This is a genomic window from Paracoccus onchidii (assembly GCF_028294535.1).
In the GTDB taxonomy this organism is placed as follows: domain Bacteria; phylum Pseudomonadota; class Alphaproteobacteria; order Rhodobacterales; family Rhodobacteraceae; genus Paracoccus; species Paracoccus onchidii.
On sequence record NZ_JAQBIE010000002.1, the window covers coordinates 128,580 to 146,520 of the forward strand.

Annotated in this window: 19 protein-coding genes; 4 read left to right on the top strand and 15 right to left on the bottom strand. The window is 59.1% G+C overall.

Going from position 1 to position 17,941, the window contains the following annotated elements:
• The first annotated feature begins 27 nt into the window (after nucleotides 1–27).
• Nucleotides 28–930 (top strand): GntR family transcriptional regulator, encoded by a 903-nt coding sequence (locus tag PAF17_RS02100; protein ID WP_271887430.1) that lies wholly within the window; start codon nucleotides 28–30, stop codon nucleotides 928–930.
• Here the strand turns inward: PAF17_RS02100 and PAF17_RS02105 are convergent.
• The 4 genes from PAF17_RS02105 to PAF17_RS02120 all read right to left on the bottom strand — a co-directional run bounded on the left by PAF17_RS02105 (nucleotide 927) and on the right by PAF17_RS02120 (nucleotide 4,861).
• Entirely contained in the window at nucleotides 927–1,205 is a 279-nt protein-coding gene (locus PAF17_RS02105; RefSeq protein WP_271887431.1) for a DUF6525 family protein, read from the bottom strand. The two genes, PAF17_RS02100 and PAF17_RS02105, sit on opposite strands and share 4 nt — an antisense overlap.
• A complete protein-coding gene (locus PAF17_RS02110) occupies nucleotides 1,202–1,846 on the bottom strand; it encodes a DUF1826 domain-containing protein (RefSeq protein WP_271887432.1) in 645 nt (214 codons plus the stop codon). Before PAF17_RS02110 ends, PAF17_RS02105 begins: the two co-directional genes overlap by 4 nt.
• Before the next feature lie 10 nt (nucleotides 1,847–1,856).
• Nucleotides 1,857–3,080, bottom strand: a complete 1,224-nt coding sequence (locus PAF17_RS02115) for a GTP-binding protein (protein WP_271887433.1) — start codon at nucleotides 3,078–3,080, stop codon at nucleotides 1,857–1,859.
• Nucleotides 3,081–3,355: 275 nt separating this feature from the next.
• Nucleotides 3,356–4,861: an NCS1 family transporter gene (locus tag PAF17_RS02120; protein WP_271887434.1), complete on the bottom strand. Its 1,506-nt coding sequence runs from the start codon at nucleotides 4,859–4,861 to the stop codon at nucleotides 3,356–3,358.
• 23 nt (nucleotides 4,862–4,884) lie between these two features.
• Here PAF17_RS02120 and PAF17_RS02125 point away from each other — a divergent pair, with 23 nt between their 5' ends.
• On the top strand, nucleotides 4,885–5,028 hold the full coding sequence (locus tag PAF17_RS02125) for a hypothetical protein (RefSeq protein ID WP_271887435.1): 144 nt from the start codon (nucleotides 4,885–4,887) through the stop codon (nucleotides 5,026–5,028).
• Nucleotides 5,029–5,033: 5 nt separating this feature from the next.
• Here PAF17_RS02125 and PAF17_RS02130 read toward each other — a convergent pair whose 3' ends face one another.
• Both PAF17_RS02130 and PAF17_RS02135 read right to left on the bottom strand, forming a co-directional pair.
• Nucleotides 5,034–7,277: a xanthine dehydrogenase family protein molybdopterin-binding subunit gene (locus PAF17_RS02130; RefSeq protein WP_271887436.1), complete on the bottom strand. Its 2,244-nt coding sequence runs from the start codon at nucleotides 7,275–7,277 to the stop codon at nucleotides 5,034–5,036.
• A 3-nt stretch (nucleotides 7,278–7,280) separates the two neighbouring features.
• On the bottom strand, nucleotides 7,281–7,742 hold the full coding sequence (locus tag PAF17_RS02135) for a (2Fe-2S)-binding protein (protein WP_271887437.1): 462 nt from the start codon (nucleotides 7,740–7,742) through the stop codon (nucleotides 7,281–7,283).
• Nucleotides 7,743–7,922: 180 nt separating this feature from the next.
• Here PAF17_RS02135 and PAF17_RS02140 point away from each other — a divergent pair, with 180 nt between their 5' ends.
• Entirely contained in the window at nucleotides 7,923–9,029 is a 1,107-nt protein-coding gene (locus PAF17_RS02140) for a M20 family metallopeptidase (RefSeq protein WP_271887438.1), read from the top strand.
• Here the strand turns inward: PAF17_RS02140 and PAF17_RS02145 are convergent.
• Complete coding sequence (locus PAF17_RS02145) at nucleotides 8,993–9,676, bottom strand: TenA family protein (RefSeq protein WP_271887439.1); 684 nt, start codon at nucleotides 9,674–9,676, stop codon at nucleotides 8,993–8,995. The genes PAF17_RS02140 and PAF17_RS02145 overlap by 37 nt on opposite strands.
• Nucleotides 9,669–10,511, bottom strand: coding sequence for a BtpA/SgcQ family protein (locus PAF17_RS02150; RefSeq protein WP_271887440.1), 843 nt, complete (start codon nucleotides 10,509–10,511; stop codon nucleotides 9,669–9,671). Before PAF17_RS02150 ends, PAF17_RS02145 begins: the two co-directional genes overlap by 8 nt.
• Before the next feature lie 57 nt (nucleotides 10,512–10,568).
• On the opposite strand from PAF17_RS02150, the gene PAF17_RS02155 reads away from it, so the two are divergent.
• The gene (locus PAF17_RS02155; protein WP_271887441.1) at nucleotides 10,569–11,444 is read left to right on the top strand and encodes a ribokinase; all 876 of its coding nucleotides are present in this window, start codon (nucleotides 10,569–10,571) and stop codon (nucleotides 11,442–11,444) included.
• 99 nt (nucleotides 11,445–11,543) lie between these two features.
• Here the strand turns inward: PAF17_RS02155 and PAF17_RS02160 are convergent, their stop codons facing one another.
• The 7 genes from PAF17_RS02160 to PAF17_RS02190 all read right to left on the bottom strand — a co-directional run bounded on the left by PAF17_RS02160 (nucleotide 11,544) and on the right by PAF17_RS02190 (nucleotide 17,917).
• Complete coding sequence (locus tag PAF17_RS02160) at nucleotides 11,544–12,305, bottom strand: glutamine amidotransferase (RefSeq protein ID WP_271887442.1); 762 nt, start codon at nucleotides 12,303–12,305, stop codon at nucleotides 11,544–11,546.
• Between the two features lie 20 nt (nucleotides 12,306–12,325).
• Nucleotides 12,326–13,345 (bottom strand): phosphotriesterase family protein, encoded by a 1,020-nt coding sequence (locus tag PAF17_RS02165; protein WP_271887443.1) that lies wholly within the window; start codon nucleotides 13,343–13,345, stop codon nucleotides 12,326–12,328.
• Nucleotides 13,346–13,383: 38 nt separating this feature from the next.
• Nucleotides 13,384–14,388 (bottom strand): ABC transporter permease, encoded by a 1,005-nt coding sequence (locus PAF17_RS02170; protein WP_271887444.1) that lies wholly within the window; start codon nucleotides 14,386–14,388, stop codon nucleotides 13,384–13,386.
• Complete coding sequence (locus tag PAF17_RS02175; protein WP_271887445.1) at nucleotides 14,388–15,161, bottom strand: ATP-binding cassette domain-containing protein; 774 nt, start codon at nucleotides 15,159–15,161, stop codon at nucleotides 14,388–14,390. Before PAF17_RS02175 ends, PAF17_RS02170 begins: the two co-directional genes overlap by 1 nt.
• A 2-nt stretch (nucleotides 15,162–15,163) precedes the next feature.
• Nucleotides 15,164–16,093, bottom strand: a complete 930-nt coding sequence (locus tag PAF17_RS02180) for a substrate-binding domain-containing protein (protein WP_271887446.1) — start codon at nucleotides 16,091–16,093, stop codon at nucleotides 15,164–15,166.
• A 29-nt stretch (nucleotides 16,094–16,122) separates the two neighbouring features.
• The gene (locus tag PAF17_RS02185; RefSeq protein ID WP_271887447.1) at nucleotides 16,123–17,136 is read right to left on the bottom strand and encodes a LacI family DNA-binding transcriptional regulator; all 1,014 of its coding nucleotides are present in this window, start codon (nucleotides 17,134–17,136) and stop codon (nucleotides 16,123–16,125) included.
• Between the two features lie 394 nt (nucleotides 17,137–17,530).
• Nucleotides 17,531–17,917 (bottom strand): nuclear transport factor 2 family protein, encoded by a 387-nt coding sequence (locus tag PAF17_RS02190; protein ID WP_271887448.1) that lies wholly within the window; start codon nucleotides 17,915–17,917, stop codon nucleotides 17,531–17,533.
• Between the last annotated feature and the right edge of the window lie 24 nt (nucleotides 17,918–17,941).

The following is a 17,941-nucleotide window of genomic DNA, read 5'->3' on the forward strand; positions in this document are numbered from 1 at the left end:
TCTACAATACAAGGAAAGGAATGTCCGATGGCACGCACGGACGAACGCTTCAAACACGCGTATAACAGCCTTCTGGAACGCTGCCACAGGCTGGGCGTCGGCGCCAGACTGGAATCGGAATCGTCGCTGGCCAAAGAACTGGACGTCAGCCGAACGGTCATTCGCGCAGCGCTGGCGCGCATGGACGAAGACGGGGTCATTTCCTGGCAGGGACGCAGCAAGACTGTGACGCGCCTGCCGGCCCCACGGGAACGGCTGGAAATCGGCGCGACACCGCCAAGCCAGGAAATTCTGGAAGAGCAATTTTTCAACTGGGTGCTTCATTTCGACGTCCCCGCCGGAACACCGCTGAACGTCGCCCAACTTGCGCGGGAATTTCAGGTGCCATCGCATTCCTTGCAGGAATTCCTGGCGTCTCTCAGCCGCTTTGGGCTTGTTCGGCGACGCGACCGTGGCGGTTGGGAATTGCTTGGCTTCACCGAAGAGTTTGCCGTTGAGTTGTCGGATTTCCGAACACTTCTTGAACTCAACGCGATCTCACATCTGATCGTCTGCCCCCCGGATCACCCCATCTGGACGCGGCTCGAGGACCTGCGCCGGGAACACCTGAACCTCGCCCGCTCCATCGAGACCCGCTATCATGATTTCTCGCGCCTGGACGAACAGTTTCACGAAGCCATCGGCAGCTCGGTAAACAACCGGTTCATCAAGGAATTTCAACGCGTGATCTCGTTGATCTTCCATTATCATTACCAATGGGAAAAACAGACCGAACAGCAACGAAACGCAGCCGCAATCGACGAACATCTTGCACTGATCGACGCGCTGCAAAGGCGTGATGAACAGGCTGCGCTGGCCGCTGCGCGTGCACATCTGGCAACCGCAAAGAACACTTTGCGCGCATCAATGCGCACACATAACCTGACCTAACCGCCAACACCGTCATAGGTTTCGCCCCAGACCTGTCGACAATCGCGGGTCAACATGCGCCGCTCGGCCTGATCGAGACGATGCAAGACAAGCTCGACATTTCCGCCGGTTTCAAGATGAAGCCGCGACCAGATCCGCAAGACCGAAGCCGCACTCCAGGGAAGCGCGGCATTTGCGACCCAGCGCCGCAGTTCGGGGGGCAACCGGTCATAACGATCCATCGGGCGGGCGCGACTTCTGCACCGCAGCGACGTGACAAGATTTCCCTTGCTCAACGCAGCGTTCCCCTGTGCTCGTCTGGATGATCGTCGGCAAATTCGGGGTCAAGGACCAGCAATAACCTGACCTGCCCGCTGTCCCCGATCGGAGGCGAGCGGTGCAAGGTTCGCGGCTGTTCGGGTGCAGGCCATAACGCGCCCCGCAGCAAGGCAACATCTGCGACACCCATCTGATGCGCTGCCCCGCCCTCGGGGTGATATCCGAATTGCGTGCCGTCACCGCGATAGGTGCACAACATCCGCGCATAGACACGATCTATGTGAAACCTGCGACAGGAATCTGTTGTCACGGGCTGCAAACGCAGACGCAACAAGCGACTGCGGGTCAGGTCTGCGCATAGGCCGGCGAGGTCAGCGATGTCCCGCGCAAAGGTGCAGGCGCCGGAAGCATCGGCGATTCCGACACGTTCCAGTTCTGCCAGAACACAGTCATGGACGTCTCCGACCCCGACAACCGCGCGCAAATCCGGCAGATTGACCGCAGGCAAGCCGGCAAGCCAAGGCAGGAACCCAGGCCCCGGCCGACGCCGCCAGATGGCCACGTCGCAATCGGCATCCCCGATATGTTGCAATGCCTCTTGGCAGTTCCCACTCGTTATGGTTTCCGGTTCTGCCGTCATGGCGTGCCGATCTGTCATCGTTCCAGCCTCAGGCAACGTTGCGCTGTCCCCATTTGGGGAACGGGTCGGAAAGGCCCTGCCACATTTGTGGCGTAAACTCATCAGATCCGATCAGCGCCGCATCCAGTGCCGATGTAATGGCCGCGGCATTCATGCCGGCGCCAATGAAGACCAGTTCCTGGCGACGGTCCCCCCAAGGATCCTGCCAGTTCCGGCGCAGTTCGGCCAATGCCTCGGGATGATCAGGCCAACGCTCTTGCGGCACAGATGCCCACCATCCGCCCAGGGGCTTCACGGTCGACATTGCCCCGGCCAGGCTGAACTCGACCGCCCAGTTCGGGCGTGTGGCGATCCACAAATGCCCCTTGGCGCGGATCACGCCGGGCAAATCTCCGTTCAGAACCTGATGGATCTTTTCGGGATCAAAGGGCCGCCTTGCGCGATAGACGAAGGACGAAATGCCATATTCTTCGGTTTCAGGAATATGCTCTTCAAAACCATAAAGCTCTTTGGCCCACATCGGGTGCATATGCGCCCGATCGAAATCGAACAGCCCGGTATCAAAGATCTGATCGGAATCCACCTGGCTGAAATCGGTTTCGATGATCCTGGCCTCGGGGTTCAGCGCGCGCACGATCTTTTTCGCGGTATCAAGACGCGCCGGTCCCGCCTCGCTTACCTTGTTCAATACGATGACATCGGCAAACTCCATTTGATCCGTCAACAGATCGACAAGGGTGCGGGTATCCTCGTCGCCCAAACTCTCGCCACGATCGGCGATAAAGTCATGACTGGAAAAGTCGCGCGTCAGATTGACCGCATCAACGACCGTGACCATCGTGTCCAGACGGGCCACATCGGAAAGGCTGCGCCCTTCGGCATCGCGGAAATCAAATGTAGCTGCGACCGGCAACGGTTCGGCGATGCCTGTGGATTCCACCAGAAGATAGTCAAAGCGCTTTTCGGCCGCCAATCTTCCGACCTCGGTCAACAGATCGTCCCGCAGCGTGCAGCAAATACAGCCATTCGTCATTTCGACCAGCGTTTCCTGGGATCGCGACAGTTCGGTGCCGTCACGGACCAGATCGGCATCGATATTGACCTCGGACATGTCATTCACGATCACCGCCACCCGACGTCCGGACCGGTTGTTCAGGACATGGTTCAGCAATGTCGTTTTTCCGGCACCCAGAAAGCCAGACAAGACGGTCACCGGCAGGCGTGTATCATCGGAATGGGAAGAAACTGACATGATCGCTCGATATGTTATGTTATGACATTACTTTCGATAAATCATTCGTGGCTGCCATGCAAGCCGCCAGTGACCAGAAACTGCATTTCAAATTTTCCGATCAGGTTTCGATGCGAATCTGAATTCGTCGCTACCATCTTGAAGAAAAACACATTCTTCGCCTGATATACGCGCCCAAAATATACACGGGACGGATTTTGAGCGGGCCAGATTTTGCATGGGCCGCACAAAATACAGACAGCCCATGCCGGTGATCTGGCATGGGCTGTGATCGTTCAGATGTCTTCGCGTTGCTTGTCGACCTGGTTCAGATGCCCAAGGTCGACGCGCGCAAACCCGGTGCCCTTGCGATAGGACCAACTCAGCCCGACCGAGGTCGCCAGATAGGCGTCATCCTGTTCCGCCTGCAGCTCCGCCTGGGGATAGGCCGGCAATATCCAAAACTTCATCAACAGCACATAAAGCACCAGCCCCAGAGGAAAGCCGATCAGGATCGCGTATTGCGAATACCACGCCGCGATGCCGCCCGCGACACACCACGCGATCAGTCCGGCGGGATTGAAGCCACCCGCATAGCTGAACTGACCGTCCATCTGATATAACGCGGGAACATTCAGGCGGCGGCGGCGCAACACATAGTAATCCGCAATCATGATTCCTCCGATCGCTGACAGGAACGCGCCGTAATACCCCAGAAAAACAAACAGGTTATCCAGCAATTTCCATGGCATGCACAAGGTTCCGACGATCCCGGCAATGACCACCGCCATCTTGTAGTTGATCACACGCGGCGCGAAATTGATGAATGTCAGCGCAGAGGGGATCAGATTGGCCGAGTTGTTGGTTGACCACTGCGCCAATACAACCAACGCCAACAGCAAGACCAGCGACACACCCTGACCCTGGCCCTGAATAACCTCGACCGGGTTCCAGTTGCCGGTCGCGATAAAGCTGACCGCTCCGATCCCCGCGATCAGACCCTGCGTAACGGGCAAAGCCAGCAATTGCGCCAGAAACACCTTGCGGTTGCGGCGGGTGAACCGGCGGGTGCCGGGTTCGACCTGCAAAAAGCGGGTCAGGTTCGGAATGTCGATTGCAAGGGTCGACCAGAAAGCCATGTTCGAAACGAACAGCACCGCAACACTCATCTGGCCGGTTCCCTGCCAGGTCCAGATATTGATGCCTTCTGTCTGCGCCACACCTTCAAGCGTGAAATACATCCAGACCGATATGGCCAGAATCGCCGGCGCAGCCAGCGAGGCCAGACGTTCAACGGATTTAATCCCCATGGCGGTATTGGCGACCTGTAGCGCGGCGAACACGACATACCAAAGGGCCCAGCCGTCAAAGCCCAGGAAATACTGTCCGATCCCGTTCAATGCCAGTGCGCCCAGATATGTCTGGATACCGAACCACATCGCGGCAACCACCCCGCGCGACAACGCCGGCAGATGTGTGCCCCGCACACCAAAGGGCGCGCGCAGATACACGGCAAAGGACAGGCCATGTTCGGTGCCGATATCGGCGGTCAATAACATGAACGCCCCGATCACCAGGTTCGCCAACGCAATGATGGCAATGACATTGATCAGGGGAATACCCCCTTCGACGCCACCCGCACCAAGCGAATAGGTCGCGATGATGACGGCGATACCGACCCAGATCCAGGCATAGCCCAGCATCCCGATCGGTCTTTGATTGAGGCTGGTTGGCAGGATCGATTCCTCGATCAGCATTTCCGAGCGACCCCTGTCCTGAGTGGAAGGTTGCGTTGGATCCATGATACTTCACCCTGTCGATTGTCGTGACACTGCATGACCATGACGGGAAATCGGGCGCAAGCTTTGATCCGGCCGCACATATGCCTGAGGGCGACAAAGCCGGATCTTCGGGCAGGATTGCCCCGACATCGGCATTTGTCGCCTTTGATCGCCTGACCGCAAGATGATTCCTTCAGACGAAATCGATATGGTTATAGAAGGGCATTTCGCGAATGCGCTGCCCGGTTGCGGCGAAGATCGCGTTTCCGAGGGCCGGGGCGGATGGCGGAATGGGCGGTTCGCCGAAACCGCGAATCTGCGGATTATTTTCCAGTGCGCGGAATTCGATCGGCGGGCATTGCCACATGCGCATCCCTTCATGGGCATGGTAGTTGTCTTGTTCGGCCATGCCGTCCGAATAGGTGATTTCGCAATTGATCGCGTGGCCAAGGCCAAAGACCGTACCGCCCTGCGCAAGGTTTTCCAGGTTCACCGGGTCAATGACCTTGCCCACATCGGCAGCCAGCCAAACGTGATCCAGCCTGATGCCCGCATCGGTATTGGTGACTTCGACAACCGTCGCAACGGCGACCCCGAAAGCAAAGCCATAGGCCACCCCGCGCCCCTTGCCTTCGCCCAGCTGCGCACCATTCCAGCTGCACATATCCCCCACGGCTTCCAGCACCTTGACCGAAACATCATGCCCCATCAGGCGGATACGTTCCTCCAACGGATCCGCCCCGGCGGCGTGGATGACCTCGTCCAGCAGGGTTTCATAGATGAAGACGTTCGGCCCGGCACCCACGGCGCGCCACGACGACACCGGTGCAAGCGCCTCGGTGCGATAGGATCGCACGCGCAGGTTGGGCAGGTTGAACATCGGCGCATCCCAGGCGCCTTCATGCAACTGAGCATCCGGCCCCGGAAGGCTTAACCCCATCCGCCCCATCTGGCTGCGCATCACCGATTGCCCGGCGATCTGCACATCCAAAGAAGTGACCCTGCCGTCCTTGTGCTTGGCCACACCCCGCCCCATCGTGATGTGGCGGGGAAAATCATGGGCGAAATCCTCTTCGCGCGAATAGGTCATCTGGATTGGCGTGCCGCGCATCCGGTTGGCGATCTCGGCGGCCTGCTTGACGAATTCGAATTCCAGCCGATGACCAAAACTGCCGCCAATGAACATGTTGTGCAGGTGCACGTTGTCAACGTCATGGCCAGTAATGTCCGCGACCTTCTGTTCAACCATCATCTGGACCTGATGGCCCGTCCAGATATCCACGCGCTCGTCAGTGACAAGGATCGTGGCATTCAGCGGTTCAAGCGGCGCATGGGCGATGTAAGGTGAACGATATTCGCCGGCCACCTCTTGCCCCTCTGCTGCATCCACATCGCCTTCGACACGTGCCTCGGCATTCAGGTGCTGGTCGTTGAACATGCCCGCCAGATGTTGCCAATGCTGGTCCTGCTCTGCGGGATAAGGCGCATCGCCCCAGTCGAATTCAATCGCGTTCGCGGCCTGAATGGCGCGCCAAGTGTTGTTTGCAACCACCGCGACCCCGCCGGTGATTTCAAGGATCTCAATGACACCGGGCATGTCCGATGCGGCCGAGGCATCATAGCTGCGCATGGCGCCGCCCTGTCGCGGGTTCATCTTGACGGTGGCATGCAGCATGCCCTCGGTGCGGAAATCGATGCCATATGTCAGGGTACCGGTCGACTTGGCCACCATGTCGACGCGTTGCCGGGGTTTGCCGATGATTGTCCAGTCTTTCGGATCGCGCAGCGAAACCCCGGTCACCGGCTCGATCTTCGCAGCAAGGCCGGCCAGCGCGGTATAGGCCAATTCGGTCCCGTCAGGCATGATCACCGCACCATGCGCCGTCCGCAGCTGATCAACCGGCACACCGCTTTGTTGCGAAGCCGCCAGCTTCAGCGTCTCGCGCGCGGTGGCCCCGGCGTGGCGCAGCTTGTCATAACTGTCGGGAATGGCCGACGACCCGCCGGTGATCATCATCGGCAGTGCCAGCTTGCCGACTCCGCCAAGAAAACCGCGCACGCCTTGCGCCAGCGGACTGTTGTCATACATCGGATACCCTGCCATCGCGTCCGTGGCCGCGCGATTGTAATAGGCCTTGTCCGGGGCACCGAAACTAATGTCGACCTGATCGAGATCAACGTCCAGCTCTTCGGCGATCAATGCCGCCTGTGCCGAAAAGATGCCCTGCCCCTTGTCGGCATGGCTGGCGATCAACGTGATTTTCTGGTTATCGACGATCACCCACGGATTGAAACTGGCCGAGCCGTCAGGAAGGCCGTCAAGATTGGGATTGTCGAAGGGTCGGCGCGCGGCATAGACGCCAAAGGCAACGCCCCCCACCACGGCAGCGGATCCGATCAGGAAGGTACGTCGGGCGATTTTACCGATACTCGGCATGGATCAGACCTCCTGCAGTTTCTTGGCGGCGGCATGAATCGCGGCGCGAATACGGGGATAGGTGCCGCAACGGCACAGATTGCCGGACATCGCTGCATCAATATCGCCATCCGTGGGATCGGGGTTCATACTCAACAGCGATGCCGCCTGCATGATCTGCCCCGCCTGGCAATATCCGCATTGCGCGACCTGATGTTCGATCCATGCCTGCTGCACCGCGTGCAGGGATCGGGGCTGGCCCAGCCCCTCGATGGTCGTTACCTCTGCCCCCTCCAGATCGCCCGCCACCACCTGGCAGGACCGCACGGCCGTGCCATCCACATGGACGGTGCAGGCACCGCATTGCGCAATGCCACAGCCATATTTCGGGCCGGTGATGTTTAACTCGTCCCTCAAAATCCACAGAAGAGGCATGTCAGGCTCGACATCGACCTCATATGTTCCGCCATTCACGATCAGTCGCATTTCGCTGCCTTTCCTGCTGGCCCTTCGGCTGAACCTATCGGATATCATGCAATCAGGAAAATGGCCGAACGTGCCAATCTACTGGCAAATGACGCCACGAAAGGCCGCGATGACGGATGTTATTGATCGTCGCCGGACAAACTGCAAAACCTCGTTGCGGCAACTTAGGAAAGGCTGATCATGCCCGAACTCGACGTCATTCAGCTGACACGACGATTGTTGGCATTCGACACGATCAATCCGCCCGGTCGCGAAAAGGATGCAATGCAATTCTGTGCAGAACTGCTTCGTGACATCGGGTTCGAGGTAAAGCTGGTTGATCATGACCAGAACCGTGCCAGCCTGATCGCCACCCGAGGCACGGGTGCGGATCAGGGCCTGTGGTTCAGCGGCCATCTTGACACCGTGCCGCTGGGGCTTGCGCCTTGGCGCAAATCCCCGCATGGCGGACAGGTGGACGGCGATCGCCTTTACGGACGCGGCAGCAGCGACATGAAGGGCGGAATCGCGGCATTTCTTTGCGCTGCCGCGCAGCGACCGGACGCGGATCGCATTGGCGTCATTCTGACAGCCGGCGAAGAAACCGGCTGCGACGGTGCGCGATGGCTGGCGCAATCAGGAAACCTGCCGCAAGCAGGGGCGCTGATCGTCGGAGAATCGACCGACAACCGGCCTTTGGCAGGCCACAAGGGCGTGTTGTGGCTAAAGTTGTCGGCCATAGGGCAGACCGCGCATGGCGCCACGCCGGAACTGGGCCATAACGCTATCGCGCTGATGGCGCCGACATTGGCCAGACTGGCCCAGCATGACCCGAATTTCCAACATCCGCTGATGGGTCGTGCAACCAGCAATCTGGGAACCCTGCACGCCGGCATCAACGTCAATTCGGTTCCCGACCTGTGCGAGCTGTGCATTGATTTGCGATCAGTGACAGGCGTGTCGCATGAAGTGCTGACCAAGGGCGTGCAGGATCTGTGCGACCCCGGCATCACGATCGAACCATTACTGGATCTGGGCGCGGTCTGGACCGAGCCCGGTCAGCGCTGGTTTTCCCGTGCATCGGAACTGTTGGGCAGATTGACAGGCGCGGCGGCAGGCCCGCTTTGCGCCAATTACTTCACCGATGCGTCCATCCTGAAACCGGCAATGGGCAACCCGCCCGTGATGATCCTTGGTCCCGGATCAGTCGATCAGCCCCACAGCACCGATGAATATGTGCTGGTCTCCCGCCTGAAACAGGCGACCCGCCTTTATGGCGCGCTGATCTCTGACTGGTCCGGTCCGTAAGCCGCGTCGTGAAAGGCAATCTCCAACCGCTGGACATGACCAAAGACGGTCACGGCAGCATCTTGTGCCGCGTCGTCCATGTCATGCCCAAGCCTATCCAGCCGATCCCGCAACCATTGCGCTTGGGCGGCAAAACCCGCATCCGCATGCAAACCCACCCAATCGGCCAACATCGGATCAGAAATGCTCGCCTGCGCCGCGCGCCGGCACCATGTCCAATACATCCATTCCGCCGCAAACATCGCCGTCAGGATCTCGGCGAAGCTACCATGCCGCGCGATGTCCAACATCCCGTCGCGAAAGGCGGCGACACGGGGATCAGACTGCAGGTCAGGGTCGGGCGACAGCCCGCGCATCTCATATGCCATCTCGAAATAGGGCATCTGCTGATTGGCCAGCGCGTCCAGCGACGCAATCAGCTTGCGCCGGTCGGCCAGATCCTCCGATCTGGCCACCGCATACCCGAATATCGCGATGGCTGTTTCGACAAACGCGCCCTCGATCAACAAGTAGCGGTCAAAAACCGGCGCGGGCAGAGAATCGGCCTCGATGTCGCGAACAAAGCGATGTTCGATCATGGCCTCGAAACTGACGGCTTCCTGCGTCAACATACGCGCAGTAAGCTGGGGCCGCTGCGACTTAGTCACCTAGCCCCTCCTGCGCCGCGTCCACGAAACGACGCACCCGCTCTGGATCAACCGGATTCCACCAGACTCCGCCCTCTTTCAGCGAAGACGCCACGATCACGCCATCGGTCAGACGCAGGATCTGAACGATATTGTCTTCACTGACCCCGGAACCCACCAACAGTGGCAGATGCGTCGCCTCTTTGATCTCGCGTATTTCGGATTCGGTCGCGGCATTTCCCGTGCGCTGACCGGTAGCGATGATGCAGTCACTGTCAAAGAATGCCAGATCCCGCGTCAATTCTGGGATCGACCTGTCAGCCGTGATTGCATGCGCACCATGTTTGACATGCGCGTCGGTGAAAATCCTGACCCGTTCTGCGCGCAAAAGTGACCGATAGCGCATGGCCTCTGCGGCGCGCCCCTCCATGAAGCCCTCATTGGCGACATAGGCATTGGCCCATTGGTTGACGCGAATGAACTGGGCGCCACCCGCAACAGCCGTCGCCAGCGCAGGCAGGGCCGCATTGGCCAATACCGAAATCCCCAACGGTACGCCGAAGGCCTTTCGGATACGATCCGTGACCACCGCCATGCAGGCCGGGGTTTCATAGCCAATATCATCTGGCTTCGAAAAGGGAACATCGCCATGATTTTCCACGATCAACCCATGGATTCCCCCTTCGATCAATCGCTCGGCATCGCGCATACAGGCGTCAATGATATCATCCATATCTGCACCCTGATAGCGTGGCGACCCGGGGAAGGCCGGGCAATGGATCATACCGATAAGTGCCTTGTCTCGTTGGAAAATTTCCTTTATCACACCAGAGGTGCGGTCCGATATTAGCTGCATTGGTCACGTCCTTTCGAAACAGGGAATTCGGTTGCGCGGCTGGAAGGAGATCGCATCATGAGAGTGTTCGTCATCGGCAATGCCGCACTGGACGAAACCTTGTCGATCACGGATTTTCCCCAACCCGGCGCATCGATCTTTGGTCGTTTGATGTCGCGCGACCTCGGTGGAAAGGGCCTGAACCAGGCCGTTGCCCTGGCGCGCACGGGTCTTGATTGTACATTGACAGCAGCGGTTGGTGCCGATGGCCGCGGCCGGGAAATTGCCGCGCGGCTGGCATCGGAACCCGTTGCCGCCGATCTGGTCAGCATCGCGGATGTCGGCACCGATTTCTCGACGATCCTCATGACGGGCGATGAAAACGCCATCATTACGACGCGCGAGGCGGCAACGTCCTTGACACCGGACCAGGTGCGCCGGGCCCTTGCGCCTGCGCAGCCCGGTGATCTGCTGGTCTTGCAGGGCAACCTGACCCTGGCGGCAAACCAGGCGGCGCTAGAGATGGCGCAGACGCGCGGAATGCAAAGCGCGCTGAACCCCTCGCCCTTGCAAGATGGTTTCGCACCACTCTGGGGCCTGGTGCATACGGCATTCGTCAATGAAGGCGAGGCCGAAGCACTGGGCGGCATCGCCGCATTGCGGGAAGCCGGGGTCGAACGGGTCGTCCTGACCCTTGGTGATGCGGGCGCGGCCCTGATCGATGCCACGGGAAGGATCGATGCCCCGGCGCATCCTTGCGATGTGGTGGATACAACCGGCGCGGGGGATTGCTTCATGGCGGTTGCGCTGGCATCTGCGGCCCTGCGACGCACGGCACTTGATGCCCGCGCACTGGACCACGCATCACGCGCCGCGGCCCATACCGTCGGCCGCCCCGGCACCGTCACGGCATTTCCCGACCGCGCGGAAATGGCCGCGATCCTTGCGATGTAACCCGCCCGGCCAGCGCGGTTCGGCGCGCGCAACACGTCAATACCATCCCCACGAATGCAGGCGAGGCGCGCGGAATTGCGCGCCTCGCATCTGGGACATTCAGCGCGCAACAAGCCAGCCCAATACATTTTCCCACAGCCTCTTGTAACCGGGCCACGCGCAGAATTCAGGCGACAGCCAATGCGGCCCGATATCCGAGGTCCATGCGGCCGTTCGACCTTTGCCGTGCTGCCCCACCACAAGCAAGGGATGCCCCCCCTGATCCTGGGGAAGGCGCGCAACCACCGTCGCGCCCTCACGTGCCTCGACTTCATTGACCCCCAGAATTGGCGGCCACTCGCCTTCGACCCCCTCCAGGGTCGGATGATCGGCGATCAACAGATCGGCGATGGCACCTTCGGGGATTTCAACCCTGTCATCCCAGGGCAGGCAAGTGACGGGCAAGACATCTTCAACCGCCGTCTTGCGCCAGCGCGCCTTGCCATCGATCCCCTGAAACGAGAAATACCCCCCCATCATGATCAGGTTGCCGCCTTCGGACACCCACTCTTTCAGCATTCTCAGCCGGTTCGGCACGGTTCTCGACCGCAGCCAGACATCGGGTGGCAACAGGAACGTGTTGGCACCAATATCCGACAGAATGATGATATCGTATTTCGCCAACCCTTCTTTCTCAAAAGGGAATCCTTCGGCGGCCTCATGCGCGGTCATGTAATCCACATCGAACGCGCTGCCCTTCAGCGCATTCAGCAGCGGCGTTGCCCCCGTGTGAAAATGCACCGATCCGAACTGGTCGAACCCCTTGAAGTGCGTTTCAGAGGTCGTCCAGCTTTCCCCCACCAACAAGACCTTGGTGTTCATGTCTTTTCCTTTCAGATAATTCAGATCGTGGCGTCAAAGACCCGTCGCGGGTTTGTCACCATCAATGTTTCGCAAAATGCCGGATCCATGCCGTGACGGATCAGACGGGGCAGAAAGTGTTTTGTCACGAAGCCATAGCCATTGCCGCCATAGCGGGTCAGCATCATCTTGATGAAAACGTCGTGGCTCAACAGAATGCGGTCGCCGTATCCGGCGCTGATCATTCCAAGGATCGCCACCGCAACCTGATCGTCTGAAGGGCACTGAACCCCTTGATCTGCATAAAAGAAATCCATGCCGATCATGTCGAATTCAATGAACGCGCCACGTTGTGCCAATGTCGCCTGATAGACGGCATCCATATGCGACGGGTTCATGTGGCAAAGAACCGTATGACGCAGATCGGCCCCCTCTGATTCCACGATGTCCAACACACGATGGCCCAGCCTGAACCAGCCCGGTAAATGCACCATCAAAGGCAAGCCGGTACGTCGTTGGGCCTGCGCGGCGCCACGCAGCGATCTTTCCTCTTCCGTTGTAAATTCGGCGGAAACACCGATCTCGCCGATCAGCCCGATCCTGGCATCGGTGCCGTCCACGCCGTTCAGCGCCTCGTCGACGATCTGATCGGCGATGTCATCGACCGACATGCCGGATATTTCCGACGGCATCGACGATGCCAGATAATATCCGGAACCCATGACAATCTGCACGCCGGTTTCTGCGGCGATCCGGCGCAGCTTTGTTGGTGAGCGCCCGATACCCCGGCATGTAGGGTCGACAATGCTGCGCCCCCCCAACGAGGCAAAGGCGCGCACCTCGTCTATCGCGGTGTCCATCTCGTTCAGGGCAATATTGTGCCGGTTCACGAAGGGATCCTGCCGCAACTCCGACAAGATGGATGGGGTGATCGGCGCATCGGCCAGCCAGGCCCGATCCGGTTCCGGTTCATGCCACCAACACGAACAATCATTCTGCAGATGTTCGTGCATCAGGGTATGCCCCAGCTGATCGGACGTTACGGGGCCGTCCACCGTCATCACGGATCCTGAATGCACATGGCAGAGGGAAAGCTCTGTCATGATGCCGACTTTCTGCGCAGCTTCCACGGCCGGTCAAACAGCCGCGTGTTCATCCAGATCGCGATCAGGATGATCGTTCCTGTCACGATTTGCGTAAAGAACGGCGAGATATGCATCAGGATCAGACCGTTCCCGATCACGGCGATTGTCATGGTGCCTAACACGGTCCCCAGCATGGACGCCTTGCCGCCCATAAGTGACGTCCCGCCCAGCACCACGGCGGCAATGACCTGCAGCTCGAACCCTTGTGCGGCGTTTGATGACCCCGACCCCAATCGCGCCGCGATCAATATCGCCGCCAGGGCAGAAGCCACCCCCGAGACGACATAAACCGACGCCAGCACCCGCTTGGCCGGCATCCCCACGCGGCGTGCGGCCTCCATGTTCGAACCGACAGCGATCACCTGCCTGCCATATTGCGTGCGCGCCATGACGACAAAGCCAAGCATCGCGACCAGTATCGAAATCAACGCAGGCACCGGCACACCGGCAAATGTTCCGCGACCCAACCAGAAAAACCCCGCAGCATCGCGTATCGGAATGGAATAGCCTTCGGTCAGATACAGCGCCGCGCCGCGCAAAATCGACAGCCCGGCCAATGTCACGATGAATGCCGGAATCTTCTGATACGAAATGAACCAGCCTTGGACCGCGCCGATCAGCGCCCCCGCGATCAGCATCAGCGGCACCGTCAAGACCCATCCCAGCCCGGCCGCCATGGTCAGCGCAGCCAAGGCATTGATCAGCGCAACCATTGAACCGACAGACAGGTCGATCCCCGCAGTCGTAATCACCAGCGTCATTGCAACCGCAACCACAAGGATTGGTGCCGCCTGACGAAGCACGTTCAGAAGATTGCCGGGCATCAGAAAGGTCGAGGTCGTCGAGCCAAAAAAGATCAGGCAGGCGATGAAAAACAGCGCAATCGACAGAACCTGCGCGTGATCAGCCACGAAATCGGCAAGCTTCGATCCCGCCTGGCGTTCGGTATAGGTGACCATCAGTGCCCCCCTTTGCCAACAATCAGGTCCACCAGTTCCTGAAGATTCGTGTCTTCGGTCCGGCGCTCGGCGACCTTGGTTCCCTCATACATCACGGCGATACGGTCGCAGACCCGAAACAGATCCTGCATCCGGTGCGTGACCAGCACGACAGCGACACCCCGCGCCTTGACCCGGTTGATCAGTTCCAGAACGGCCTCGACCTCGGCCACGGCCAGTGCCGATGTCGGTTCGTCCATCAACAGCACCTTGGGCTGGAAACTGGCCGCGCGTGCGATGGCGATGGCCTGTCGCTGGCCACCCGAGAGCTTTTCCACCTTGGCCGTCAATCGGGGAATGCGAATTTCCAATGCAGCCAGCATCGCCTCTGCTTCTTGCAGCATGCGGGGCTGATCCAGAAATGGCCCCCGTTTCAATTCACGGCCAAGGAACAAATTGCCCACGACATCGATGTGGTCACAAAGCGACAGATCCTGATAGACCATTTCGATTTGCAGGTCCCGGGCCTGAGCTGGTGTAGCGAAGCGCACCGGCCGCCCATCCAGTTCGATCATTCCCGCATCCGGCACATAGGTGCCCGACATCACCTTGGACAGCGTGGACTTGCCAGCGGCGTTGTCGCCGATCAGCCCCAGACATTCGCCCGCACGGATATCCAGATCGACGCCACGCAATGCCTGGTTCGATCCAAAGGTGATCTCGATCCCCTTGAGCCGCAGGATCGGTGGCGAAGGGGGGACAGCCCCCCCTCCTTCTTGGACAATATCGGACACCATCATTCGAACAGCGACCGGAAATCGTCGACATTGTCCTGGGTAACGATGGTGACGGGAACAGAGATTTCCCGTTCGACCTCATCGCCTCCGGCCAGCATCATCAGCGCATCGACAGCCGACGCACCCATCTGTGCCGGATCCTGCTGGATCACCGCCTTGACATAGCCGTCGTCAATGGCGTCGATGGCCTGCGCCGTCAGATCCCAACCGTATACGGCAAGGCTATCTTGCTTGCCCTGACTGGAAACGGCGGCAATCGCCCCCATCAAGGCCGGCTCGCCGGTGGCATAGATGGCCCCCAGATCGGGGTTGGCCGTGATCAGATTTTCCGCCGCGCCGAGCGCGACATCCTGAACATTCTGACCATCGACGGTGTTCACGACCGTAACGTTGTCGCCAAGTGCATCGACAAAACCGTCCTTGCGAACATTCTGGATGTAGGAATTCAGCGCACCGACAACCCCCATCTTCACATCGCCATCCGTGTGGCTGTTGACCCAGCCGGCCAGATCGGCACCGGCCTGCGCATTATCGACGCCGATCTGGGCTTTTTGCGGCCCGTCCTCGGGCAGTATCGCGTCAATGGCAACAACCGGGATGCCGGCAGCGTCCGCTTGTTCGACCGCAGGCATGATGCCATTCACATCGATTGCGACAACCGCAATCCCGTCGACGCCTTCCTGAATATAGGTCTCGATGGCGCTGTTTTGCTGCGCGCTGTCATTATTGGCGTTGAAAATCACCAGATTGACGCCGGCCTTTTCGGCCGCTTCGGTGGCCCCGCGGTTCATCTCGTTGAAGAAAAGCGCTTGTTGATTGATCTGAACCAGGGCGAATGTCTTGTCCTCCTGGGCAAATGCGGGCAGCGCATGCGCCACAATGCCCGAAGCCAAAAGTGCGCCCATGACGCCGGTATATGATTTTTTCATTGGTGTTTCCTCTCTGTTGGCGTTGCGTTTCACGTTGTCCTGATCGGCGGGGCAACGGATTCCCGCGCAATCAGCCTGACCGGCAACAGCTCTTCTGAATGGAGCTTTTCACGGTCCTTCCAGTCGGAATCGAAAACCAGTTCCAGCGCGCGGCGACCCAGATCGCGAACGGGCTGACGCACAGCCGTTATGGCCGGTGCGAACAAATGCAGTGGCCCCACATCGTCAAACCCGATCAGCGACACTTCTCGTGGCACCGACACCCCGGCCTCGCGCAGAACTTCCAACGTACCGATGGCCAGCTCATCCGAACTTGCGAAAATGGCGGTCGGTCGCGGATCGCTTTGCAAAAAACGCCGTGCCGCCGCATGTCCGGCCTCATAGGTATACTGGCCGCAGATACGATCTATTCTTGCCTGCGGGCCTGCACATTGTTCAAACCCGCGCCGAAAACCCTGATACCTGCGCGCGCCGCTGATCATTTCCTCGACCCCACCGACAAACAACACGTGACGATGCCCGGCTTCGGCCAAGTGCCGCCCCGCCAGTGCGCCACCCTGCAGATTGTCGCAAAACAGCTTCGGCACTTCGGCGCCGACCACATCCTCATCCACGACAACACAACGCCCTGCCGCGTTGATCTTGGCTGCCACAGCGGCATCGCTTGCGTGGTTGGTCACGAAAATCAAGCCATCCGCATGTCCATGCGCAATGAAGTCCAGATATTTCATCTCTCGTCGGGAGCGGTTCAGCGTCGCATGCAACGCCAGCGTCAGGCCCCGCGCATCGGCCGCCTCTTCGACGGCAGACACGAATGTCGCAAAAAACGGGGTGGCGATGTCGGGAACCACCAACGCCACCGTATCCGACCTGCCCAGACTGAGGCGGCGGGCATGGGGATTGGGAACATAGTTCAACGCGCGGATGGCAGTTTCGATCTGCTGAACGGTCCTGTCCGGCAACTCGAGCGAACCGTTCAGGAAACGCGACACCGTTGTTTTCGAGACACCGGCCGCTTTCGCAACGTCTTGAAGATTCGCCATCCGATCATCTCCTTGCCTGCGTCAGAACAGCTTCGCGCGATCTTGTGAACCGGTTTAGTAAACTAGTTCACAAGGCTGCACGAAAATTCCGTTCCGGCAAGAAAAAACTTTCTTCAGGGCTGAGAAACCAAGATCATCAACGACAGAAATGGGCCAGAAGCACGATCTATCAGAAGTTATTGTTTAATTTTTTCAGATAGATACAAAGCAATCTTGGAACGTGATTGTTTTTGAGGCAATATTATGATCACGATACGGAAACCACCGTGGCGCTTGGCGCGTCACGATAGAATCAGGGCCGGCAGCGCGAACCCGAAATCCTCCAGATCCGCGCCACTCCGGGTGATGCGCGGTTCAGCCGCGCTCTTTGCGAAAGACGCCGCCAGATACCGGGCTAGAACAGGCCGTTGTCATTTTTCGATTGATCGGTGATGACCTGCAACACGTCCCAATGTTCGACGACCTTGCCATTCGCGTCAAAGCGGAAAATGTCGATGCCTGCGTAATCATCGCTGCCGGGCCATAGCTGGTGGCAATGCAGCACGACCAGATCGCCTTCGGCGATGCTGCGCTTGAAACTGACGGATTTTCCGGGATATTCGGCGGCCATGCGTTCGAAATAGTCGATGAAAGCTTCCTTGCCGTCGCCGACATGGGGGTTGTGCTGAATATAGGTGTCCCCGGCATAACGTTCGATCGCGTCGCGGGGGCGGCACTGGTTGAACATCAGGTCATAGAAGGCCATCGCATTGGCCCTGTTGCGTTCAAGATCGGTCGTCATCATTCGCTCCTCGTGGTGATGCGC